Source organism: Marinobacter sp. F3R08 (genome assembly GCF_018860425.1).
GTDB lineage: Bacteria > Pseudomonadota > Gammaproteobacteria > Pseudomonadales > Oleiphilaceae > Marinobacter.
Map to the genome: position 1 here is coordinate 1 of NZ_JAHKPI010000023.1, position 16893 is coordinate 16893.

18 protein-coding genes and 1 tRNA gene are annotated in these 16893 nt (G+C 53.9%); 6 read left to right on the forward strand and 13 right to left on the reverse strand.

Features of this window, described 5'->3' with window-relative positions:
* Positions 1–78 precede the first annotated feature (78 nt).
* The 3 genes from rnk (at position 79) to KO499_RS14720 (ending at position 2146) form a co-directional block, all read left to right on the forward strand.
* Complete coding sequence (gene rnk / locus KO499_RS14710) at positions 79–456, forward strand: nucleoside diphosphate kinase regulator (protein ID WP_215984526.1); 378 nt, start codon at positions 79–81, stop codon at positions 454–456.
* Between the two features lie 26 nt (positions 457–482).
* Positions 483–1385, forward strand: a complete 903-nt coding sequence (locus KO499_RS14715) for a DMT family transporter (protein ID WP_215984527.1) — start codon at positions 483–485, stop codon at positions 1383–1385.
* 281 nt (positions 1386–1666) lie between these two features.
* The gene (locus KO499_RS14720; protein WP_215984528.1) at positions 1667–2146 is read left to right on the forward strand and encodes a hypothetical protein; all 480 of its coding nucleotides are present in this window, start codon (positions 1667–1669) and stop codon (positions 2144–2146) included.
* A 330-nt stretch (positions 2147–2476) separates the two neighbouring features.
* On the opposite strand, the gene KO499_RS14725 is transcribed toward KO499_RS14720, so the two are convergent.
* The 9 genes from KO499_RS14725 to KO499_RS14765 form a co-directional block, all read right to left on the reverse strand.
* The gene (locus KO499_RS14725) at positions 2477–2665 is read right to left on the reverse strand and encodes a hypothetical protein (protein WP_215984529.1); all 189 of its coding nucleotides are present in this window, start codon (positions 2663–2665) and stop codon (positions 2477–2479) included.
* Positions 2666–2733: 68 nt separating this feature from the next.
* Positions 2734–3066 (reverse strand): KTSC domain-containing protein, encoded by a 333-nt coding sequence (locus KO499_RS19980; RefSeq protein WP_215984530.1) that lies wholly within the window; start codon positions 3064–3066, stop codon positions 2734–2736.
* 1334 nt (positions 3067–4400) lie between these two features.
* The gene (locus KO499_RS14735) at positions 4401–4823 is read right to left on the reverse strand and encodes a hypothetical protein (protein WP_215984531.1); all 423 of its coding nucleotides are present in this window, start codon (positions 4821–4823) and stop codon (positions 4401–4403) included.
* Positions 4810–5055: a hypothetical protein gene (locus tag KO499_RS14740; RefSeq protein WP_215984532.1), complete on the reverse strand. Its 246-nt coding sequence runs from the start codon at positions 5053–5055 to the stop codon at positions 4810–4812. The genes KO499_RS14735 and KO499_RS14740 overlap by 14 nt, the downstream gene beginning before the upstream one ends.
* Entirely contained in the window at positions 5055–5444 is a 390-nt protein-coding gene (locus tag KO499_RS14745; RefSeq protein ID WP_215984533.1) for a hypothetical protein, read from the reverse strand. The genes KO499_RS14740 and KO499_RS14745 overlap by 1 nt, the downstream gene beginning before the upstream one ends.
* Positions 5441–5659, reverse strand: a complete 219-nt coding sequence (locus KO499_RS14750; RefSeq protein ID WP_215984534.1) for a hypothetical protein — start codon at positions 5657–5659, stop codon at positions 5441–5443. Before KO499_RS14750 ends, KO499_RS14745 begins: the two co-directional genes overlap by 4 nt.
* 80 nt (positions 5660–5739) lie before the next feature.
* Complete coding sequence (locus KO499_RS14755; protein ID WP_215984535.1) at positions 5740–5949, reverse strand: helix-turn-helix transcriptional regulator; 210 nt, start codon at positions 5947–5949, stop codon at positions 5740–5742.
* Positions 5950–6463: 514 nt separating this feature from the next.
* Complete coding sequence (locus KO499_RS14760; protein WP_215984536.1) at positions 6464–7723, reverse strand: tyrosine-type recombinase/integrase; 1260 nt, start codon at positions 7721–7723, stop codon at positions 6464–6466.
* A 186-nt stretch (positions 7724–7909) separates the two neighbouring features.
* Positions 7910–7986: transfer RNA gene (locus tag KO499_RS14765), tRNA-Arg, on the reverse strand.
* A gap of 87 nt (positions 7987–8073) precedes the next feature.
* Here KO499_RS14765 and KO499_RS14770 point away from each other — a divergent pair.
* Positions 8074–8781, forward strand: coding sequence for a TIGR04283 family arsenosugar biosynthesis glycosyltransferase (locus tag KO499_RS14770; protein ID WP_215984537.1), 708 nt, complete (start codon positions 8074–8076; stop codon positions 8779–8781).
* The gene (locus KO499_RS14775) at positions 8768–9400 is read left to right on the forward strand and encodes a TIGR04282 family arsenosugar biosynthesis glycosyltransferase (protein WP_215984538.1); all 633 of its coding nucleotides are present in this window, start codon (positions 8768–8770) and stop codon (positions 9398–9400) included. Before KO499_RS14770 ends, KO499_RS14775 begins: the two co-directional genes overlap by 14 nt.
* A gap of 5 nt (positions 9401–9405) precedes the next feature.
* On the opposite strand, the gene KO499_RS14780 is transcribed toward KO499_RS14775, so the two are convergent.
* Together KO499_RS14780 and KO499_RS14785 are read right to left on the reverse strand one after the other, a co-directional pair.
* Positions 9406–12228, reverse strand: coding sequence for an insulinase family protein (locus KO499_RS14780; protein ID WP_215984567.1), 2823 nt, complete (start codon positions 12226–12228; stop codon positions 9406–9408).
* A gap of 64 nt (positions 12229–12292) precedes the next feature.
* Positions 12293–12592, reverse strand: coding sequence for a hypothetical protein (locus tag KO499_RS14785; RefSeq protein ID WP_215984539.1), 300 nt, complete (start codon positions 12590–12592; stop codon positions 12293–12295).
* Positions 12593–12976: 384 nt separating this feature from the next.
* On the opposite strand from KO499_RS14785, the gene KO499_RS14790 reads away from it, so the two are divergent.
* Positions 12977–14962, forward strand: a complete 1986-nt coding sequence (locus KO499_RS14790; RefSeq protein ID WP_215984540.1) for an SDR family oxidoreductase — start codon at positions 12977–12979, stop codon at positions 14960–14962.
* 47 nt (positions 14963–15009) lie between these two features.
* On the opposite strand, the gene rnt is transcribed toward KO499_RS14790, so the two are convergent.
* Together rnt and pyrC are read right to left on the reverse strand one after the other, a co-directional pair.
* Positions 15010–15666, reverse strand: a complete 657-nt coding sequence (gene rnt / locus KO499_RS14795) for a ribonuclease T (RefSeq protein WP_215984541.1) — start codon at positions 15664–15666, stop codon at positions 15010–15012.
* A 44-nt stretch (positions 15667–15710) separates the two neighbouring features.
* A complete protein-coding gene (gene pyrC / locus KO499_RS14800) occupies positions 15711–16742 on the reverse strand; it encodes a dihydroorotase (protein ID WP_215984542.1) in 1032 nt (343 codons plus the stop codon).
* Positions 16743–16893 lie beyond the last annotated feature (151 nt).

The window sequence follows — 16893 nt, forward strand, 5'->3', positions numbered from 1 at the left end:
TGACTCGCCGAATTCGGCGAAACCTCCTGAACTTCTTCCTTTTGCCAAGAATTGTTTCGAAGCCTACTAGGAGTCGGTATGTCCGAGCGTCCAGCTATTTATGTTCTAGAACAAGACTTTGATCGCCTGTCAGCCATCGTCGAAAAGCAATCGTCCAGTAATTCGACGGTAGAAGAGCTTGCATATGAGCTTGATCGCGCGAGCCTCGTTGATTCAGAGAATCTGCCCTCCGGCACCGTGACCATGAATTCGCTTGTCCATTTTAAAAATGAGTCCAACAACGCGGAGTACACGTTGAAACTTGTGTATCCGACTCAACGGGGTGGGGAAGAAGAATGTGTATCGATTCTGGCCCCGGCTGGCGCGGCATTGCTCGGATTGCGAGTCGGAGACCGGATTGATTGGCCCGCGAGTGGCAATCAGGTGCTTAAACTGAAAATTATTGATGTGACCTAAAAACGGTCTATTTATCGAGAGGGAGTATGAGTCCAGTGTCCGGGTCAGGTGTTTTTGTGTTGTCTGCGGCGTTCTCTGCCATTTTTATGGGCACCATCGGGGCCATTTCATTGTATGCAGGTGTCGGGGCGGAGACGGTCACGTTCTACCGTCTCTTCATCGGAGCGCTATTGATGGCCGTTTATCTGCTCGCTAGCGGGCAGCACAAGAAAGTCTTTGTCTGGCCAGGTGCAAAAGTTCTTTTAACAGGCGCATTTCTGGCTGGTTTCGTGATGTTTTACATCATGGCGCTGGATTACACGAGTATGGCGAATGCCGTTATGGTGATGTATCTGGCGCCAGTGACGGCTTCTGTGGCTGCTCATTTCTTACTTGGGGAGCGCCTCACGTCTGCGAGTATCGGGTTGATCGGCTTTGCCCTATTGGGGTTTGCGATGATGATGGAATTCAACTTCAACCTCAGCGGGCGAGCAGAAGAAGCCGTCGGTCTGGCCTTTGCCCTGTGTGCGATGCTTTGTTATGCCGCCTTTATGTTGACCAACCGTACGATTGACGACCGCATTCATGTGCTGAGCCGTAGCGGTTATCAAATGCTGGCGGGGGCATTGTGCATGCTGCCGCTGATGCTGCTCCAGGATACGACCATCACCGGGACGCAATGGGGCTGGCTGGTTGCCGCCGGGGTCGTGCCGGGATTTTTGGCCATCATGCTCGCCGTCATCGCTTTGAAAGCCTTGCCGGCAGCCACCTTCGGAACCCTGGCCTATCTGGAGCCCATTACCGTTGTGGCCATTGCCTGGGTTCTGTTTGACCAGAGTCTGAGTAGTCTGCAGCTATCCGGGTGCGCTTTGATCATCCTGTCAGGTATCGCCCAGGCTGTGTTGCTGAACCGGCAAGCAGGCGTCCAGGAGGCGACTGTCAGCCCCTGATTTTGGGAATGGTACCCCCGGCAGGAGCCTAAGGATTGGAGTAACGTTTTGAATTTGCGTTGGTTGGTTTTTGTCTGAGTGTCTAAGTACCCGCAAAAGTACCCGCAAAATCCCCCGCTGCCTTTCCCGGACACCACGGAGATGTATCCCACGAAAAGCACTCTAATGATGGTGCTTAGAAGACTAGTTAGTCCGAAGATTGTCAAAGTTCCGCGATTTATTTGACCCGCTAAAAAAGAAAGCCTAAAACAGTCGGGGTGAAACTGACCAAGGAGGGGTGCATGATCCGCAGTCTTATTTTCCTGTATCTAATAGCTCTGATGGTGCCGTCGCTTGCGAATGCAAATGATTTGCCCGAGTGGTACAAAACAGTCTTGAAGCAAGAGAGCCCCAACACCTTGAGTTATGCCGTTGTTGGTGGATTGGATCAGTGTAGGACTCAAAAGTCTGAGATCGAATCATTGATTGAAGGCGTGTTGATTAGGTCACGGATAAAACCGTCAACGGACTTGAGTAACCCTCTTGTACTTATCGCAAAGATACGCTGTGCCGGATTAAGTTCTAATGGCGTTGACTTAGGTGCTGCTTTCGACATCAGAGTAGCTTTTTCTCGGTTCCAACCACTCCCGGTAGTGGACTACTTTATAAGCTACGGCAGTATCGGTACGTGGGGTGGAGAGGACAACTTTTTCAAAGACAGCGTAAAACAATTTGTTGAAGAGGCTGTGACGGATTATGTGACGGTTAACTTCCTTGAGTAGCTTTTGGAAATGCCGGCTATGGCATGGATTCCAGGTAAGCTCACACCTATTCAACCATGAGGCTGCCAAGAGAGATTCGCGCTTTTTCTCTTTAATCGGTGCTGTTAAGGGTTAATTACTTTCAGCAATGGCTGACGGCCATCTATGACGCTCACTACGCCATCATCTGCAATCAAAGCACCCACCGTTTAAACGCCAGCGACTGGCCTCTTTATCGGTGCCCGCTTTTCATAGTCTCCTCAGCGGCCTGCTGTAAGCTTACGATTTACTACTTGATTGTCATACAAGGTGCCTTTTATCCCGACACACCTGGCTTGCAGTTATTAGTGGTTATGTTTTGTCGTGTATGTCAGCTAGCAATCGATTAGAAGAAAGCAGTCTCTCTTCTACTCTGTCTAAGCCACCGGCCAGCGCCCAGTGCGCTCTTGCTGTCATTTCGATCAATTTTTTTAACCTGACAGCAATTACGACTAGAGCAATGAAAATCAAAAACATCAAAATCAGCAGAATCTCAGTCATAAACTCTCCAGTCGAACATCAATGAAAATGAATGAGCGGTGTTTGATCGCCTCGGCTATATCTATGAATTAGTCCGAGGGTATGCCGCCCAGGCGACAATCAAAGTTGCCTTTAATGAACGTGTTATAGAATCTACCGGCGGACTGCGCGGAAAGCCAATTTTCGAGAATTTCTGGTGGTAGCCTGCAGTAGTGATAGTTTGTGTTATTCAAGAGCACGACGAGGTAGCTTTTTTCGGATCGGTAGCAGATGCGATTAACGAATGAACTATTCGGATATGAGCAAATGAAGGGATCGAGGGAGACATTGCCGAAATATTTAACATAAACACTTTCGGCTCTTATTGTCGCGCTAGCCATCAGAGTGACAACAAACAGGAATACAGCAGTAGTCAATTTCATAGAACTCAGTCCCTTTCGCCTAATTTACTTCAACGTTGAGTAAGTCCTGCTCGATTCAGGTAAGCAGAATCTAACTAGAGAAACCACCTCGGTTTCTATTTAATCGATCGGCCTCAGGCTCAACAATCTTCAACAAGGGATTTGTTCCATCCATAACGCCCACAACTCCAAGGTCAGCAATCAAGGCACCTACCATGTAAACGCCAGGGCCTAGCCGGTTGTAACGGTCCAGGATCATGCAACGCCAAGATTCTATGTCTAAGAGAACGCCCTTTGCTTCCGGCAAGAGGCGAATCAAGCGCCTATCAACCGTGCCCAGCCAATGGCTTTGCTCAATTCCTTGGCGCGTAACTATGCCTACAGGGGCGAAAGTCGCTCGCTCATCGAGGGTGGAATAAACCATATTGTGCCATCTGCGAAATTCCATTGGCGCAATATACTGTAAATAAATACAGTGTTCAGCTCGGATTCCGTCAAAAAACTCACCAATTGTTGAAGAGGCCAGCTAATGCCGGTCAATGAGGCGGGGTGATTCCGGTCAAGTGCAGGATCGCTAGGGCTGCGGTTTACTGCGGGATTGCCCGACAATAAGCATAAAGGTTGTGGTTTTCGTTTTCAGTTTAAGATCAAATTCAATGGGTTGGTGATACAGGAACCGGAACCACCATCTTAAAAAAATTTCGCATGTAGTGTAGGAGTAGGCCTCTACGCACCCGTCATGGAAGCCCTTTCGGGAGTACCTTTTTTCTGTGACTGCATAGCGACGACAGACCATACGATGTACTGCTGTTTTTATGTTTTAAGTCGTTCACTTTTCTGGCTGCTAGATTCTTTTCCGCGTGAGTTAGCGATATTCGAACTTTGGGCGAGCGGTGGTCTTTTGCATTGGTCCTGACTGGCGCTCACCCCCTCCCTGTGGTGCTGGTGGCCTGATAGATTTTCTACAGTAGACCAAATAGAAAACCGCTTGTCCGTTTGGTGTTGTTTGAGGTTGCGGCTAAGAGAATCCTTTCCCAATCCAGGTGGTCGATTAATTACAGAGCTGCTTTAGCAGTAATAAGCCTCATTGCGCACCACCGACTTGATGGCGCGTTTTGGGCTCGCGTGTGTTTTCCCGTTGGTCAACAGGTCCAGAGATAACACCCTTCCCATGGCATACTGTATGGGGGTACTGGTTTAGGACAGAGAACGGTTTTCCTGAATTCGTAACCATCTGTTTTTTCTCAAGTTGCGATTTTGAAAAAACGGCTCATTTTTGGCTCTGGGGGCATTTTTAGGACAGTCTGTCCTAATTCGTTACCCAGCTCTGGGGCACATTTTGACCCCGGTGATTTTTATGCAGCCTTCCTTGGCTGCGTCTGTTTCCTTGGCAATTTGAAAACAGGCTCTCCCGGTTTCCACTCCTGCCACTTGTCTGAGGGCTCTTTGTTGTTGATCGGTTCAAAGGTCAGAATCCACTCTCTGGCCTTTCTCTCCTGCCATAGCTCGCCGTGATTGAGCTTGATGAATCCATGCTCTGTCAGCTCCCTGAATGCATCCTGAGCGGTTTGCTTTGCACACCCGAGCCTCTCCATGGCCCGCTGTACTGAGATGGACAGGCGGCCATTTCGGCCTGGCCTGTAGATGTGCTGAAACTCAAGAAGCAAACAGCGAGCGGGCAAGGACAGATCTCGATAGGCCGGAGAGTCAAACCATTCGCCGTACACCTCAAAGTAGGGCGGCTTTCGTTTAACTCTGAATGGCTTATCTTTCGACATGCAGATACCTCAGCTTGCCATGGCTCCAGAGCGTGCCGGCCTTGATGAGCCTCACACCCTCGTCTGTGACCTCTGCAATGGTTCTACCGTTCTTCTCGCCACCCCTGCAGCAGACTATCTTGATAGGCCTTCCTGTGGCCTTTGTGCGCTGCTGCGCCCATCTAATGCAGCCGGGGAGGTTGCTTATGTGCGCCACCTTGTCCGTGGCATCGATTGCGAATACGACACGCATTAGGCAGCCCTCCGTGCTTCGTAGGCTTCAAGCAGGGCCTGAGCTCTGTCTCTGCCTTCAGGCTCAAGGTGGTAAACGCCAGGGCGTGTCTTTAAGCCATCACGGTCGATCACTTCCACCCGATCCGTGCGGATCTGCAGCCGGAAGCTGTCGCGCAGTTCTTTCACGTACTGTGGCCCGTTGGTTGTGCCGATGACTCGATCGGCTTCAAGGCGGGGCAGAGGGCCGGCCAACAGGCGATTGATTAGCCGAACATGCCGGCAGCTCAGGAGGGCGGCGAGGGTTAACAGGCCTTTTTGATTGCGGTTATACTGACGCTGTGACTTTAGTGCTTCTGATGAGCCCTCTACCGGATTGCAGCCGGTTGGGGCTTTTTTTTCGTATGTCATTTTGCGCCCTCCCTCTTTTCAATCCAGTCGAATAGAGCGGCCATCGAAACCACTTTGCAGTCAGAAACTCTCTCGATTTGAAGCTCACCCAGGGCAACGGCGTCCGCTACCTCTGAGGGGGTGAAATTGAGTGTGCGGGGTACTTCGGACAGGGCCAGGTATTGCTGGCCAGCTTGCCAGAAAAAGCCATGCTTTACGGGGGGTTGAACTCTCATAAGTCACCTCTACCGGATTCAGATTGTGCGAGCCCATACCCAGTGAAGGGCATAAGGCTAAATCAGAGCTTTGGCCTGGCTTATGCGGCGCGGTCGCGCTCGGCAATGCGGGCCTGAATCCACTGATGGACCTCTGATTCAATCCAACCAACGGCAGAGCCATTGCGTGAGAGTTTGATTGATTGGGGGAACTCGCCAGCACTTTGCAGCGAGTAGAGTTTGCTCCTGCTGAGTCCTGTGCGGCGGAGAGTTTCGGAAAGTCTCAGGATCGAGTAATTGGATGTGGACATAACTACCTCACGGATCTGGTATCAGTTATGCCGAATCGGGAAGGGATGCAAAACGTAACAGGCTGGCGGGTTAGCAGAATTGTGCTATATCAGCCTTGCTGTTATCGTTATAGGGCTATTAGGGGTCTCACTTCTAAATAGCGCCCATCCTTTCAACGGCTCTGGGTTCGGGTGGGGTACGGTTGCCGCTACGCTTCCGTATCCCGCTCACTTCATCCGAACGTTTCCAAGGTTATTTCAGACCATCCGAGTGCACAATCACCACTTCCTGCACACCTCGTGCCAGTCTCGCTGGCATCATCTGAACCCTGTGACGTCCTGACGCTTCCCAATGTATTAAGTCCCGATAAAGTCCGCAAGTCACGCTTCATCAAATTGCTGGCGGTCCACCTTAAAGCCCCCTATTGGCGGGGTTCAGAATCACACCATATAACACCATATAACACTAAATCGTCATTTTTGCGATTGCGTAAGGCTATAGATTCTTCAATTAATATTGAAAAATAAAATACCATCAAAGCGTCTTTTTAGACCTGATTGGGACAATTTCCCCGCCTTTCTTCAGACTGTCCAGGTAATCGGCCCATTGCTGCATCATGGCTGTTCGTTCCTCCACTCGGGCAGATCGGTTGTACGCGGCCGCTACCTGATTCCGCTGGCGGTGTGCCAGTTGGAGCTCGATAACTTCCGGGGGCCAGCCCATCTCATGCAGCAGGGTTGAGGCGGTCGCTCTGAATCCATGCCCGACCATCATTTCGCTGTCATAGCCCATGCTTCTCAGGGCGGTATTGATAGTGTTTTCAGACAGGGGGCGGCCTGGCTTGATCGACTCAAAAACAAACGGCCTTTTTCCGGTCAGATGCTTCAGAGGTTTCAGGATCTCGATAGCCTGGCGGGGAAGGGGGATTTTGTGGTCTGGCACTTGGCCAGCCCGTTTCGCCTTCAGCGTTCCTTTCATCCGGTCGCCGGGAACAATCCATATACCAGCCTTAAGATCGATCTCATCCCAAACGGCCTTTCTCAGCTCCCCAGGGCGCAAGAACAGCATCGGGGCCAGCTGGAGGGCGGCACACGTTGCCGGCTGTCCTGAATAGGCCTCAATGGCTCTGAGCAGGCCGCCCAGCTCGTCAGGCTTTGTGATGGCGGCCCTGTTCTGTGCGGGTACCGCTTTCAGAAGTCCCCGCAAATCGGCGGCAGGGTCTCGGCTGGCTCTGCCTTCGGATATGGCGAAGCGGTATATCTGGCTGATTCTTTGGCGCATCCGGTGCGCGGTTTCGTGCTTGCCCTTCGTTTCGATCTTGCGCAATACCTGCAGAACAAGAGGCGGCTCAATCTCAGTTACGGGCATAGTGCCAAGGTGCGGATAGATCCACTTGGTCAGGCGGTTGCGGGTAACTTCTATGGTGCTGTCCTGAAGCTGGCCCTTCTGGAGTTTCAGCCAGTCCTCGGCAACGGCCTTGAAGGTATTGGAAGCGGCTGAAAGGTTCTTGGCGCCCTCTGAGCGGCGATGCATTACGGGGTCTTTCTTCTGCTTGAGCAGCTTGCGGGCTGCGTCTCGTCCCTCGCGGGCGTCTTTGAGTGAGACCTCTGGATAACTGCCCAGGCTATAAGTCCTTTCCTTTCCGCCAAACCGATAACGAAACCACCAGACTTTTGATTCGGGTTTAATAACCAGTGTCAGGCCTCCACCGTCCGCCAGCTTGCGCCTTTTCTGGCCTTCGGATTTGGCAGCCTTAACCATGCTGTCGGTCAGCTTATTGATTTCTCTCGCCATACGCGCCACCTCCACTGATTTGCGGGTACCGGCTGGCCAGTATTTGGCCAGTACCCTCAAGAGTACCCGTAAAGTGTGGGTACTTCCACACTTGTCCTTATGTGTCCAAGGTGTGCTAGTATTGTTCGTGAAGTCTTGCGGCGCGGGGCTTTCGGAGAGGTTTGTGGATGCGGGTGGATGCTGTCTTGGTACCCCCGGCAGGACTCGAACCTGCTACCTTCCCCTTAGGAGGGGGACGCTCTATCCAGATGAGCTACGGAGGCATTATGGCGAGAAGGGCGCTATGATAGCGGGCTAAGTCTTCAGGCTCAAGGTACGACCCGGTTTCGGTGGTCTTCTCGGAGTGTGTTTTGCCAGATTCTTTCTCGATAAGCGTGATTGTTCCTGTCTGGATGGAGGCGGCCGGAGTTGTCGACACCCTGCAGGCGCTCGAACCCGTTCGGGCCCGCGGCCATGAAGTCATCGTGGTGGATGCCGGCAGCAATGATCGGACGGTTGAGCTCGCGCGGCCGCTTTGCGACCGGGTTGTTGTGTCACAGAGGGGCCGGGCGGTTCAGATGAATGCCGGTGCGGCGATGGCAAAGGGTGATCTCCTGCTGTTTCTGCACGCCGATACCCGCCTGCCCGAACATGCCCTGGACCACCTTGCAGCTTTCATGGATTCGACCCGGGCGTGGGGGCGATTTGATGTGCGGCTGAGTGGAGAGCGACTGCTGTTCCGGATCATCGCCTGGTTCATGAATCAGCGCTCCCGTCTGACGGGTATCTGCACCGGCGACCAGGCAATGTTCGTTCGTCGGGATACGTTCGAGGCGTTGGGCGGGTTTCATCCCATGCCACTGATGGAAGACGTCGAATTGTCACGCCGGCTTTGCCTGGTATCCCGTCCGTTTTGCATAAAAATGCCTGTGGTGACAGACAGTCGTCGCTGGCAAAAGCACGGCACCTGGAGAACAATTTTTCTGATGTGGCAGCTGCGCTGGCGATACTGGCGTGGTGAATCGCCGGAATCTCTGGCCCAACTCTACCGATCGGATGTTCGTCATGCCCCAAAATAGCCTTCCCTCCGCGGTCTTCCTGCAGTTTGCCAAATGGCCGGAGGCTGGCCGGGTCAAAACCCGCTTGATGCCTGAACTGGGGCCCGCGGGCGCTCTTGACGCTCATATCAGACTCACCCTGGCAGTTCTGGATAATCTGTGTGCTACCGGTTACCCGGTGGAATTCTGGTGGGATCGACCGGCTGATGACCGGCCAGGGGAAGCCGCATCCATTATCGAAGAACTTGAAGGTGCCGGGCTCGATCAGAAAGTCCAGGAGGGCAATTCGCTTGGCGAACGAATGCATCGTTCGCTCGAACAGTCTCTTCGTCATTTTGACCGGGCGCTGGTGGTTGGCAGTGACTGTCCGTCAGTGGATCCGGACTACGCCCGTAAAGCGGTTGCCTGTCTGGATAAGCATGACGTCGTGCTGGGCCCGTCTGATGACGGTGGCTACGTTCTTATCGGTGCGTCAAGAGTGGTTGAGGGTATGCTCGATGATATCGCCTGGGGCACGCCGGCTGTTCTTGCTCAAACCTGTGAACGACTTGAGGCCGCGGGGCTCAGCTATTATTTGCTTGAACCCCGGTGGGATGTGGACGAGCCCGAGGACTGGGCTCGCTTTTTACGGACCTGTTGAGCCCCTCAGCTGGCGGGCACTGGCGGTAGTTCGGTCAGCTTACCCAGCGCCTGGATCGCCTTCCGTTCACCGTCGCCGGTAACGACCTGAAGAGTCCGGTGCCGCTCGAGAACTGCTTTTCTGAATGTGTCCAGAAGTTCCTGCTGGCTGACCCGATCTACCGCATTGGCCAGTTGCTGCGGCGAATCGAAGCTGTCCATGCCGCGGTCAATCTCTCGCCAGTAGCGGCTGGAAATCTCTCCGAGCTGCCGGTCTTTCTCCAGAAGTTTGCTGATGACGGCCTGCTTTTCGCGGTCCAGGCGCTCTGGTGTCAGTGCGGCCAGCGTTGCTTCAAAGCTGCCTGAGAACTCCTGTACCGCCTGGTCGATCTCTGCTCTGGAGGCCGACGGAGACTGAACGATAAAGCCCAGCGCTGGCGTCTCCAGCATTTCAAAGGGTGTTGCGTAAACGATATAGCCCAGCTGGCGATTGGTACGGATCTCTTCATAGAAAGGGCTGCTGATGATCTGGGCCAGCAGGCGGAACCGGGCCCGTTCTTCAAAGCTGGTGTTCTCACCCTGCATGTAAAGCGTGTAGGCGGTGTCAGGGTGATCTACCTCAATGGACACCCGGGTTTCTTCATCCGGCAGTTGGCGCACCTTGCTGCGTTCTACCCGGGTTATTTCACTGTCACCGAGGACGATGGCGTCGATCTGCCTTGCCAGGTTCAGTGCTGAAGCTTCCGTGAGGTTGCCATGAGCGAGCATAACCGGGTCAACCTCGGAGAGCAGGGCCTGTGAGAATGAAACCAGTTCGTCGAAGGTGATGTCCCGGGCGGCTCTGAGTGTGTCGTCGGTGGGCCAGGCGCCCTGGATGAGGGCGGTCTGAACGAAGTCGGAAGTCTGGGCCACCGGACGATCCTTGGCCTTGTTCTGAAGGCTGTCGATCAGCTTTTGCCGGGCAATCTCGAATCGCTGCTCGGTCAGTTCCGGTGAGGCCAGCTGGAGCAGGATTCTGTTCATCAGTGTGTGAAGTTTGTCATTGTAGCCGCCTACACGGACGGTAATGCCCCGCAGGTGCGGATAAACGCTGTAGTCCAGCCCGGCCAGACTGGCGGAGTAGGCCCAGGCGTTGAGATTGGTGTTAATGGCATCGACCAGGAGTCGGGTGAGGACATGACTGCGGGCAGAGACACGGGCTGCCGGCGTTCGAAGGCTGACAAAGACGTTGGCTTTGGGCGTATCGAACCTGGTATCCCGGGCAAACCAGACATCCATTCCGTTAAGACTGCCCATCAGTGCCGGCTTTTCCATCGTCGCGCCACTGACCATTGACAGATTTTCCGGAACGAAGGGGTTTTCAGCGGGCAGGCGCAGTTGTGCTGAAAGCTGGGGCAGGCGCTGGGAAGCAAGCGCCTTTGGATCGAGAGCCTCCCGGGCCCAGGCGGTTTCATACCAAGGGGTCTGGTTCGGATTCTCCAGACCGGGTTCCGGTGCCAGCACGAAGACAAGCAGATTCTCCGGCGTCAGCTTGTCCAGGATGTCGCGATACTGCTCTGGTGCAAAGCGTTCAACCAGCCAGGGTGCGCGCAGCAGGTCTTCGGGAGGGTAGTCCTTGAGGGAGCGTGAAAGGCGCATGGCCTCGTGCAAAGGATTACCTTGTTCGCGGAATCGAAAATCAATGCGTGCCAGGTTCTGCATTTCCAGGAAACGCTGTTCTTTGATGCCTGCCTGGCGAACCTTTTCGATGTAGTCAAACACCAGAGGCAGAATATCCTCGTGGCGTGAGAGTCCTTCTGGTGTCAGTGCGATGCTGATTTCCAGAGTGGCATTTTCACCGGTGTCCATTCCCAGACCAGCGGACAGGCTTTCGGCGAGACCTGCCCGTTTAAGCACATCGAACAGGCTGCCGGGGCCTTCATGACCGAGCAGGTTAGCCACATAGCTGGCGGGCTTGGTACGGTAGTTATCCTGCTGTGAAGGGATAGGGAAGGTAAGCGTCAGGCTTCGAACATCCTTGAGGGCTTCCACCGTGACCTTGGCGGGCAGATCATCCGGGCGGTACAGATTCGCCGCGTGACGCTTGATCTGAAAGTTGCGATTTTCGATGGTATCGAATCGGCTTCGCACCATGGATTCCAGTTCGTCCAGGGTTTGCGGCCCGTACACGGCCAGGCTCATGATATTTGCAGAGTAATGTTGTTTCCAGAACTCTATCAGGTCTGGCCTGAGCGGGTTTTCTTCTGTGTTCTCCAGGGTTGTAAGGTTGCCCACGGCAAACTGGCTGAAGGCGTGGGCCGGATTGCTGATTGCCTTTTTCACAGAATAGAACCGGCGCCCGTCTTCCTTCTGCTTGGCACTGAACTCCGAATGCACCGCGTTGCGTTCACGGTCCACGAGTTCGGCAGTAAACAGAGGGGCAGAGAATTGCTGGGCAAACCGGTCAAGTGCGGGTTCCAGAAACCTGGCCTGCACATCGAAGAAGTAGTTGGTGTCCTGAAATGCAGTGAACGCATTGTGTTGGCCACCATGACTCTTGATGAACTGCTGATATTCGCCTGCTTCCGGGTATTTCTCGGTCCCAAGAAACAGCATGTGTTCCAGGAAGTGGGCGAGCCCCTCCCGCTCCACCGGATCATCTCCGCTGCCAACAGCTACGTTCATCGAGGCTGCCGCCTTGTCCGCATCCTGATCAGAAACCAGAATGACCTTCAGGCCGTTGTTCAGTTCGATAAACCGGTATTGATTGTCGTCATTCGGGCTCTTCTCCGGAATCTGGGCGGCAAAAGCAAAGGTGCTGAACAATACAAGTGTAAGCAGGGAAAGCAGGCGTGGTATCGGGTTCTGCATGACGTTCTTCCTGGCGGTACGTGTGTTCATGGACTCTCTGTAATCCGGAAAAGAGGGTTTTGACTCAGTGGATTGGCGCGTTGCGTGTACTTTCTGGCTGCTGGTCCAAGGTTTTACGAGCCAGATCAGCGGCTTTCTCACTATCCAGTTGTCCAGAGGCAATGCGTTCCAGAACGGTGGCCATGATAGCAACAGATTGGCGATAGTCCGCGAACTCGGCCTGGAAAGCCTGATCAATGGCCTCGTAAACCGCCTGAATCTTCTGTTCCCGCGACCCGGCATTCTCGGCAGTATCATTGATGGCTTTCAGGCAGGCTCGGGCGATGGAAATGTAGCGTTCTGCGTTGGGATTGTCTTTTTGCATAGTCGGGATTCCGGAGGTCGGTTTTCCTGTGAAAAGTAGAGATGCCAAAAGGCACGATTAGTTCCCGATTATGTCATTGCTGACAACCGCTTTCATTGCTTTGTGGTAATGCGGGAATTGGGCAGGCACGAGGCAATTCCTGTGCTAGTCTCAAAAGCATTGTGTCGGCGAAGCGGGCAAGCGTGTTAAGTCCGTGGGATCGCATGTTTAGAGTAATAGCTCTATATAAAACAAAAGCTTAGAGAGTGAAAGCTCTAAAAAAGTTCGATACATGAAGGTTGCAATTAAGTACAATGCCGGCGTTTCCGAAAAATCTAAGACTTTAGTCGTATAGATGCCGACATGGATAGACAACAACAGAGCAACAAGCAGGGTGGAAGATCGATGAATTATTTCCTGACCGGTGGCACCGGATTTATTGGCCGTTTCCTCGTAGAAAAGCTTCTCGCGCGCGGTGGTACCGTGCACGTGCTGGTGCGCGAACAATCCCGGGGCAAGCTGGATGAGCTGCGAGAGCGCTGGGGTGCGGATGACACCCAGGTGAAGGCCGTCATAGGCGACCTGACAAGCAAGAACCTGGGTATCGATGCCAAAACAATGAAATCGCTGAAGGGAAAAGTCGACCACTTCTTCCACCTGGCTGCTGTGTATGACATGGGCGCCGATGAAGACGCTCAGCAGGTGACCAACATTGAAGGAACGCGGGCCGCGTTAAATGCCGCTGAGGCCATGGGCGCCAAACACTTCCATCATGTTTCTTCCATTGCGGCTGCGGGCCTGTTCAAGGGCATTTTCCGAGAAGACATGTTTGAGGAAGCTGAGAAGCTGGATCATCCCTATCTGCGCACCAAGCACGAGTCCGAAAAGGTGGTGCGCGAGGAATGCAGCGTTCCCTTCCGTATTTATCGACCGGGTATGGTGATTGGCCATTCCGCCACCGGTGAGATGGATAAGGTGGATGGCCCTTACTATTTCTTCAAGATGATCCAGAAGATTCGTAATGCGCTGCCCCAGTGGGTGCCGACCATTGGTGTTGAGGGCGGGCGCCTGAATATTGTGCCGGTGGATTTCGTGGTCAACGCCATGGATCATATCGCTCATCTTGAGGGTGAAGATGGCAAGTGTTTCCACCTGGTGGATTCGGAACCCTACAAGGTAGGCGAAATTCTCAATATTTTCAGCGAGGCGGGCCACGCTCCTCTGATGGGCATGCGGATTGATTCCCGTATGTTCGGATTTATTCCGCCGTTCATCCGTCAAAGCCTGAAGAACCTTCCGCCGGTGAAGCGGCTGACCTCGGCCATTCTGGATGACATGGGCATTCCGCCTTCCGTGATGTCGTTCATCAACTATCCGACCCGGTTCGATGCCCGCGAAACTGAGCGTGTCCTGAAAGATACCGGCATCGAGGTGCCTCGCCTGCCGGATTACGCACCGGTGATCTGGGACTACTGGGAGCGAAATCTGGATCCCGATCTGTTCAAGGATCGCACACTCAGAGGTACGGTCGAAGGTCGGGTCTGTGTTGTTACCGGTGCCACGTCGGGTATTGGTCTTGCGACGGCACAGAAGCTGGCTGACGCCGGCGCCATTCTGGTAATCGGTGCCCGTAAGCTGGAACGCTTGAAAGAGGTTACGAGAGAGCTGGAGTCCCGGGGCGCCAGAGTGCATGCATACCCCTGCGATTTCTCGGATATGGATGCCTGCGATGAATTCGTGAAAACGGTTCTGGATAACCACGGCCAGGTGGATGTGCTGGTCAACAACGCCGGCCGCTCCATCCGGCGGTCGCTGGATCTGTCTTTCGATCGCTTCCACGACTTCGAACGCACCATGCAGTTGAACTATTTTGGCTCTGTGCGACTGATCATGGGCTTTGCGCCGAAGATGCTGGAGAATCGTCGGGGCCACGTGGTGAACATTTCTTCCATTGGGGTGTTGACCAATGCGCCCAGATTCTCCGCCTATGTCGCATCCAAATCTGCACTGGATGCCTTCAGCCGCTGTGCCGCTGCGGAATGGTCAGATAGGAACGTAACCTTTACCACGATTAACATGCCGTTGGTGAAAACTCCGATGATCGCGCCGACCAAGATTTACGATTCGGTGCCCACGCTGACGCCGGATGAGGCGGCTGGAATGGTTGCTGATGCTATTGTTTATCGTCCAAAGCGTATTGCGACCCGGCTTGGTATCTTTGCCCAGGTGCTGCATGCTCTCGCGCCGAAGATGGGTGAGATTGTTATGAATACCGGCTACCGGATGTTCCCGGACTCTCCGGCAGCCGCCGGCAGCCGGTCTGGTGAGAAACCGAAAGTCTCCACCGAACAGGTGGCATTTGCCGCGATTATGCGAGGTATCTACTGGTAAACACTGAGAACTGAAGCAAAAAAACCCGCCTTGGCGGGTTTTTTTGTTTATTCGGTGTCTTCGGGAATGATTGGTGGCGGAAATCCGCCCAGTTCCTTCCACCTATTCACAATGCCGCAGAACAGATCTGCAGTTTTCTCCGCATCATAGGCTGCCGAGTGAGCTTCCTTGTTGCTGAAGGGAATACCGGCAAGTTTGCAGGCCTGGGCCAGTACGGTGTGGCCATAGGCCAGACCGGCAAGCGTGGCGGTATCGAAGGTGGAGAAAGGGTGAAAGGGATTGCGCCGGATATCCGCCCTTAGTGCGGCTGCGAAGATAAAGTTGTGGTCGAAGGTGGCGTTATGGCCAACCAGAACGGCGCGTTTGCAGTCGTGGGTTTTTACAGCCTTGCGGATTGGACTGAAAATCTCGCTCAGACCTTCTCGCTCGGGTACCGCCTCCCTTTCCGGATTCCATGGGTCAATGCCGGTGAAATCCAGGGCGGATTGCTCGAGATTGGCGCCTTCGAAGGGATCAATCTGTTGCACGTGGGTTTCTGTTCGCCGCAACCAGCCATCATCGTCCATGGTCAGGATGACGGCTGCCACTTCCAGAAGGGCGTCCCGTTCGGGGTTGAATCCAGCGGTTTCCACGTCGACAACGACAGGTAGAAAGCCACGGAAGCGGCGGGACATGGGATGCGGTGGTTTGTTTTCGTCAGTCACTCAAGCTCCGGTCTTGGCCGTATGTGAGAAAGAATCAGTCAGGTTTACGCTAAACGCCAGTTAACGGTTTCACCAGCCTTGAGGGGCACGATGGTTCCGTCAGCCAACGGTAGCTCCGCCGGCATGGTCCAGGGCTCCCGAACCAGGGTGATGGTATCGGTATTCCGTGGCCGGCCATAGAAATCTGATCCGTTGAAACTTGCGAATGCTTCGAGCTTGTCCAGAATGCCCAGCTCTTCGAAGACGTCCGCATAGAGGCCGATGGCGCCATAGGCCGAATAACAGCCGGCACAACCACAGGAGGCTTCTTTGCGATCCTTTGCGTGCGGGGCAGAATCGGTGCCCAGGAAAAAACGTTTGTCGCCGCTGACTACCGCATCCCTTAATGCCTGTTGATGACGGTTACGCTTCAGGATAGGCAGGCAATAAAGGTGTGGGCGAATGCCACCGACCAGCATATGGTTGCGATTATACATCAGGTGCTGGGGGGTCAGTGTTGCCCCCAGATTGCCTCCGGTGTGTTGGCGCACAAACTCTGCAGAATCGGCTGTGGTGATATGTTCCAGTACAACTTTGAGATTCGGGAAGGCCTCAAGGGTGGGGGCCAGGACCCGCTCAAGGAACACCTTTTCCCGATCGAAAATGTCGATGTCGGCATCCGTTACTTCACCGTGGACCAACAGCAGCATGTCGCAATCCGCCATGGCCTCCAGAACCGGATAGATATTGCGGAGATCTTTTACGCCGGAGTCGGAGTTGGTCGTTGCACCTGCCGGGTATAGCTTGGCAGCCACAACCCCGGCGGATTTCGCTTCCCGGATAGTTTCCGGTGTCATGCTTTCGGTCAGGTACAGGGTCATTAATGGCTCGAAAGCGGTGCCGTTGGCAGCCGTGAGAATTCGTTCCCGATAAGCCTCTGCATCAGACGCCGTTGTCACCGGTGGTACCAGGTTGGGCATGATGATGGCGCGACCAAAGCAGGCTGCCGTGGCCGGGACCACGTCCGAGAGTATGTCACCATCCCGTACATGAAGGTGCCAGTCGTCGGGGCGGGTAAGAGTCAGTTTTTCTGTCATATGAGCAGTTGTCCGCAATACCTATGGCGAGGCGAGCTTTGGATAACTAGAGGGTCGCGCCCCGAAAATTTCGGCGAATTATACCAGAAGGTGCCGTTAATTGTTTCCGCTTGCTGGCTAAAGAAACACGGACCAGGGCCGTTAAGCGGTG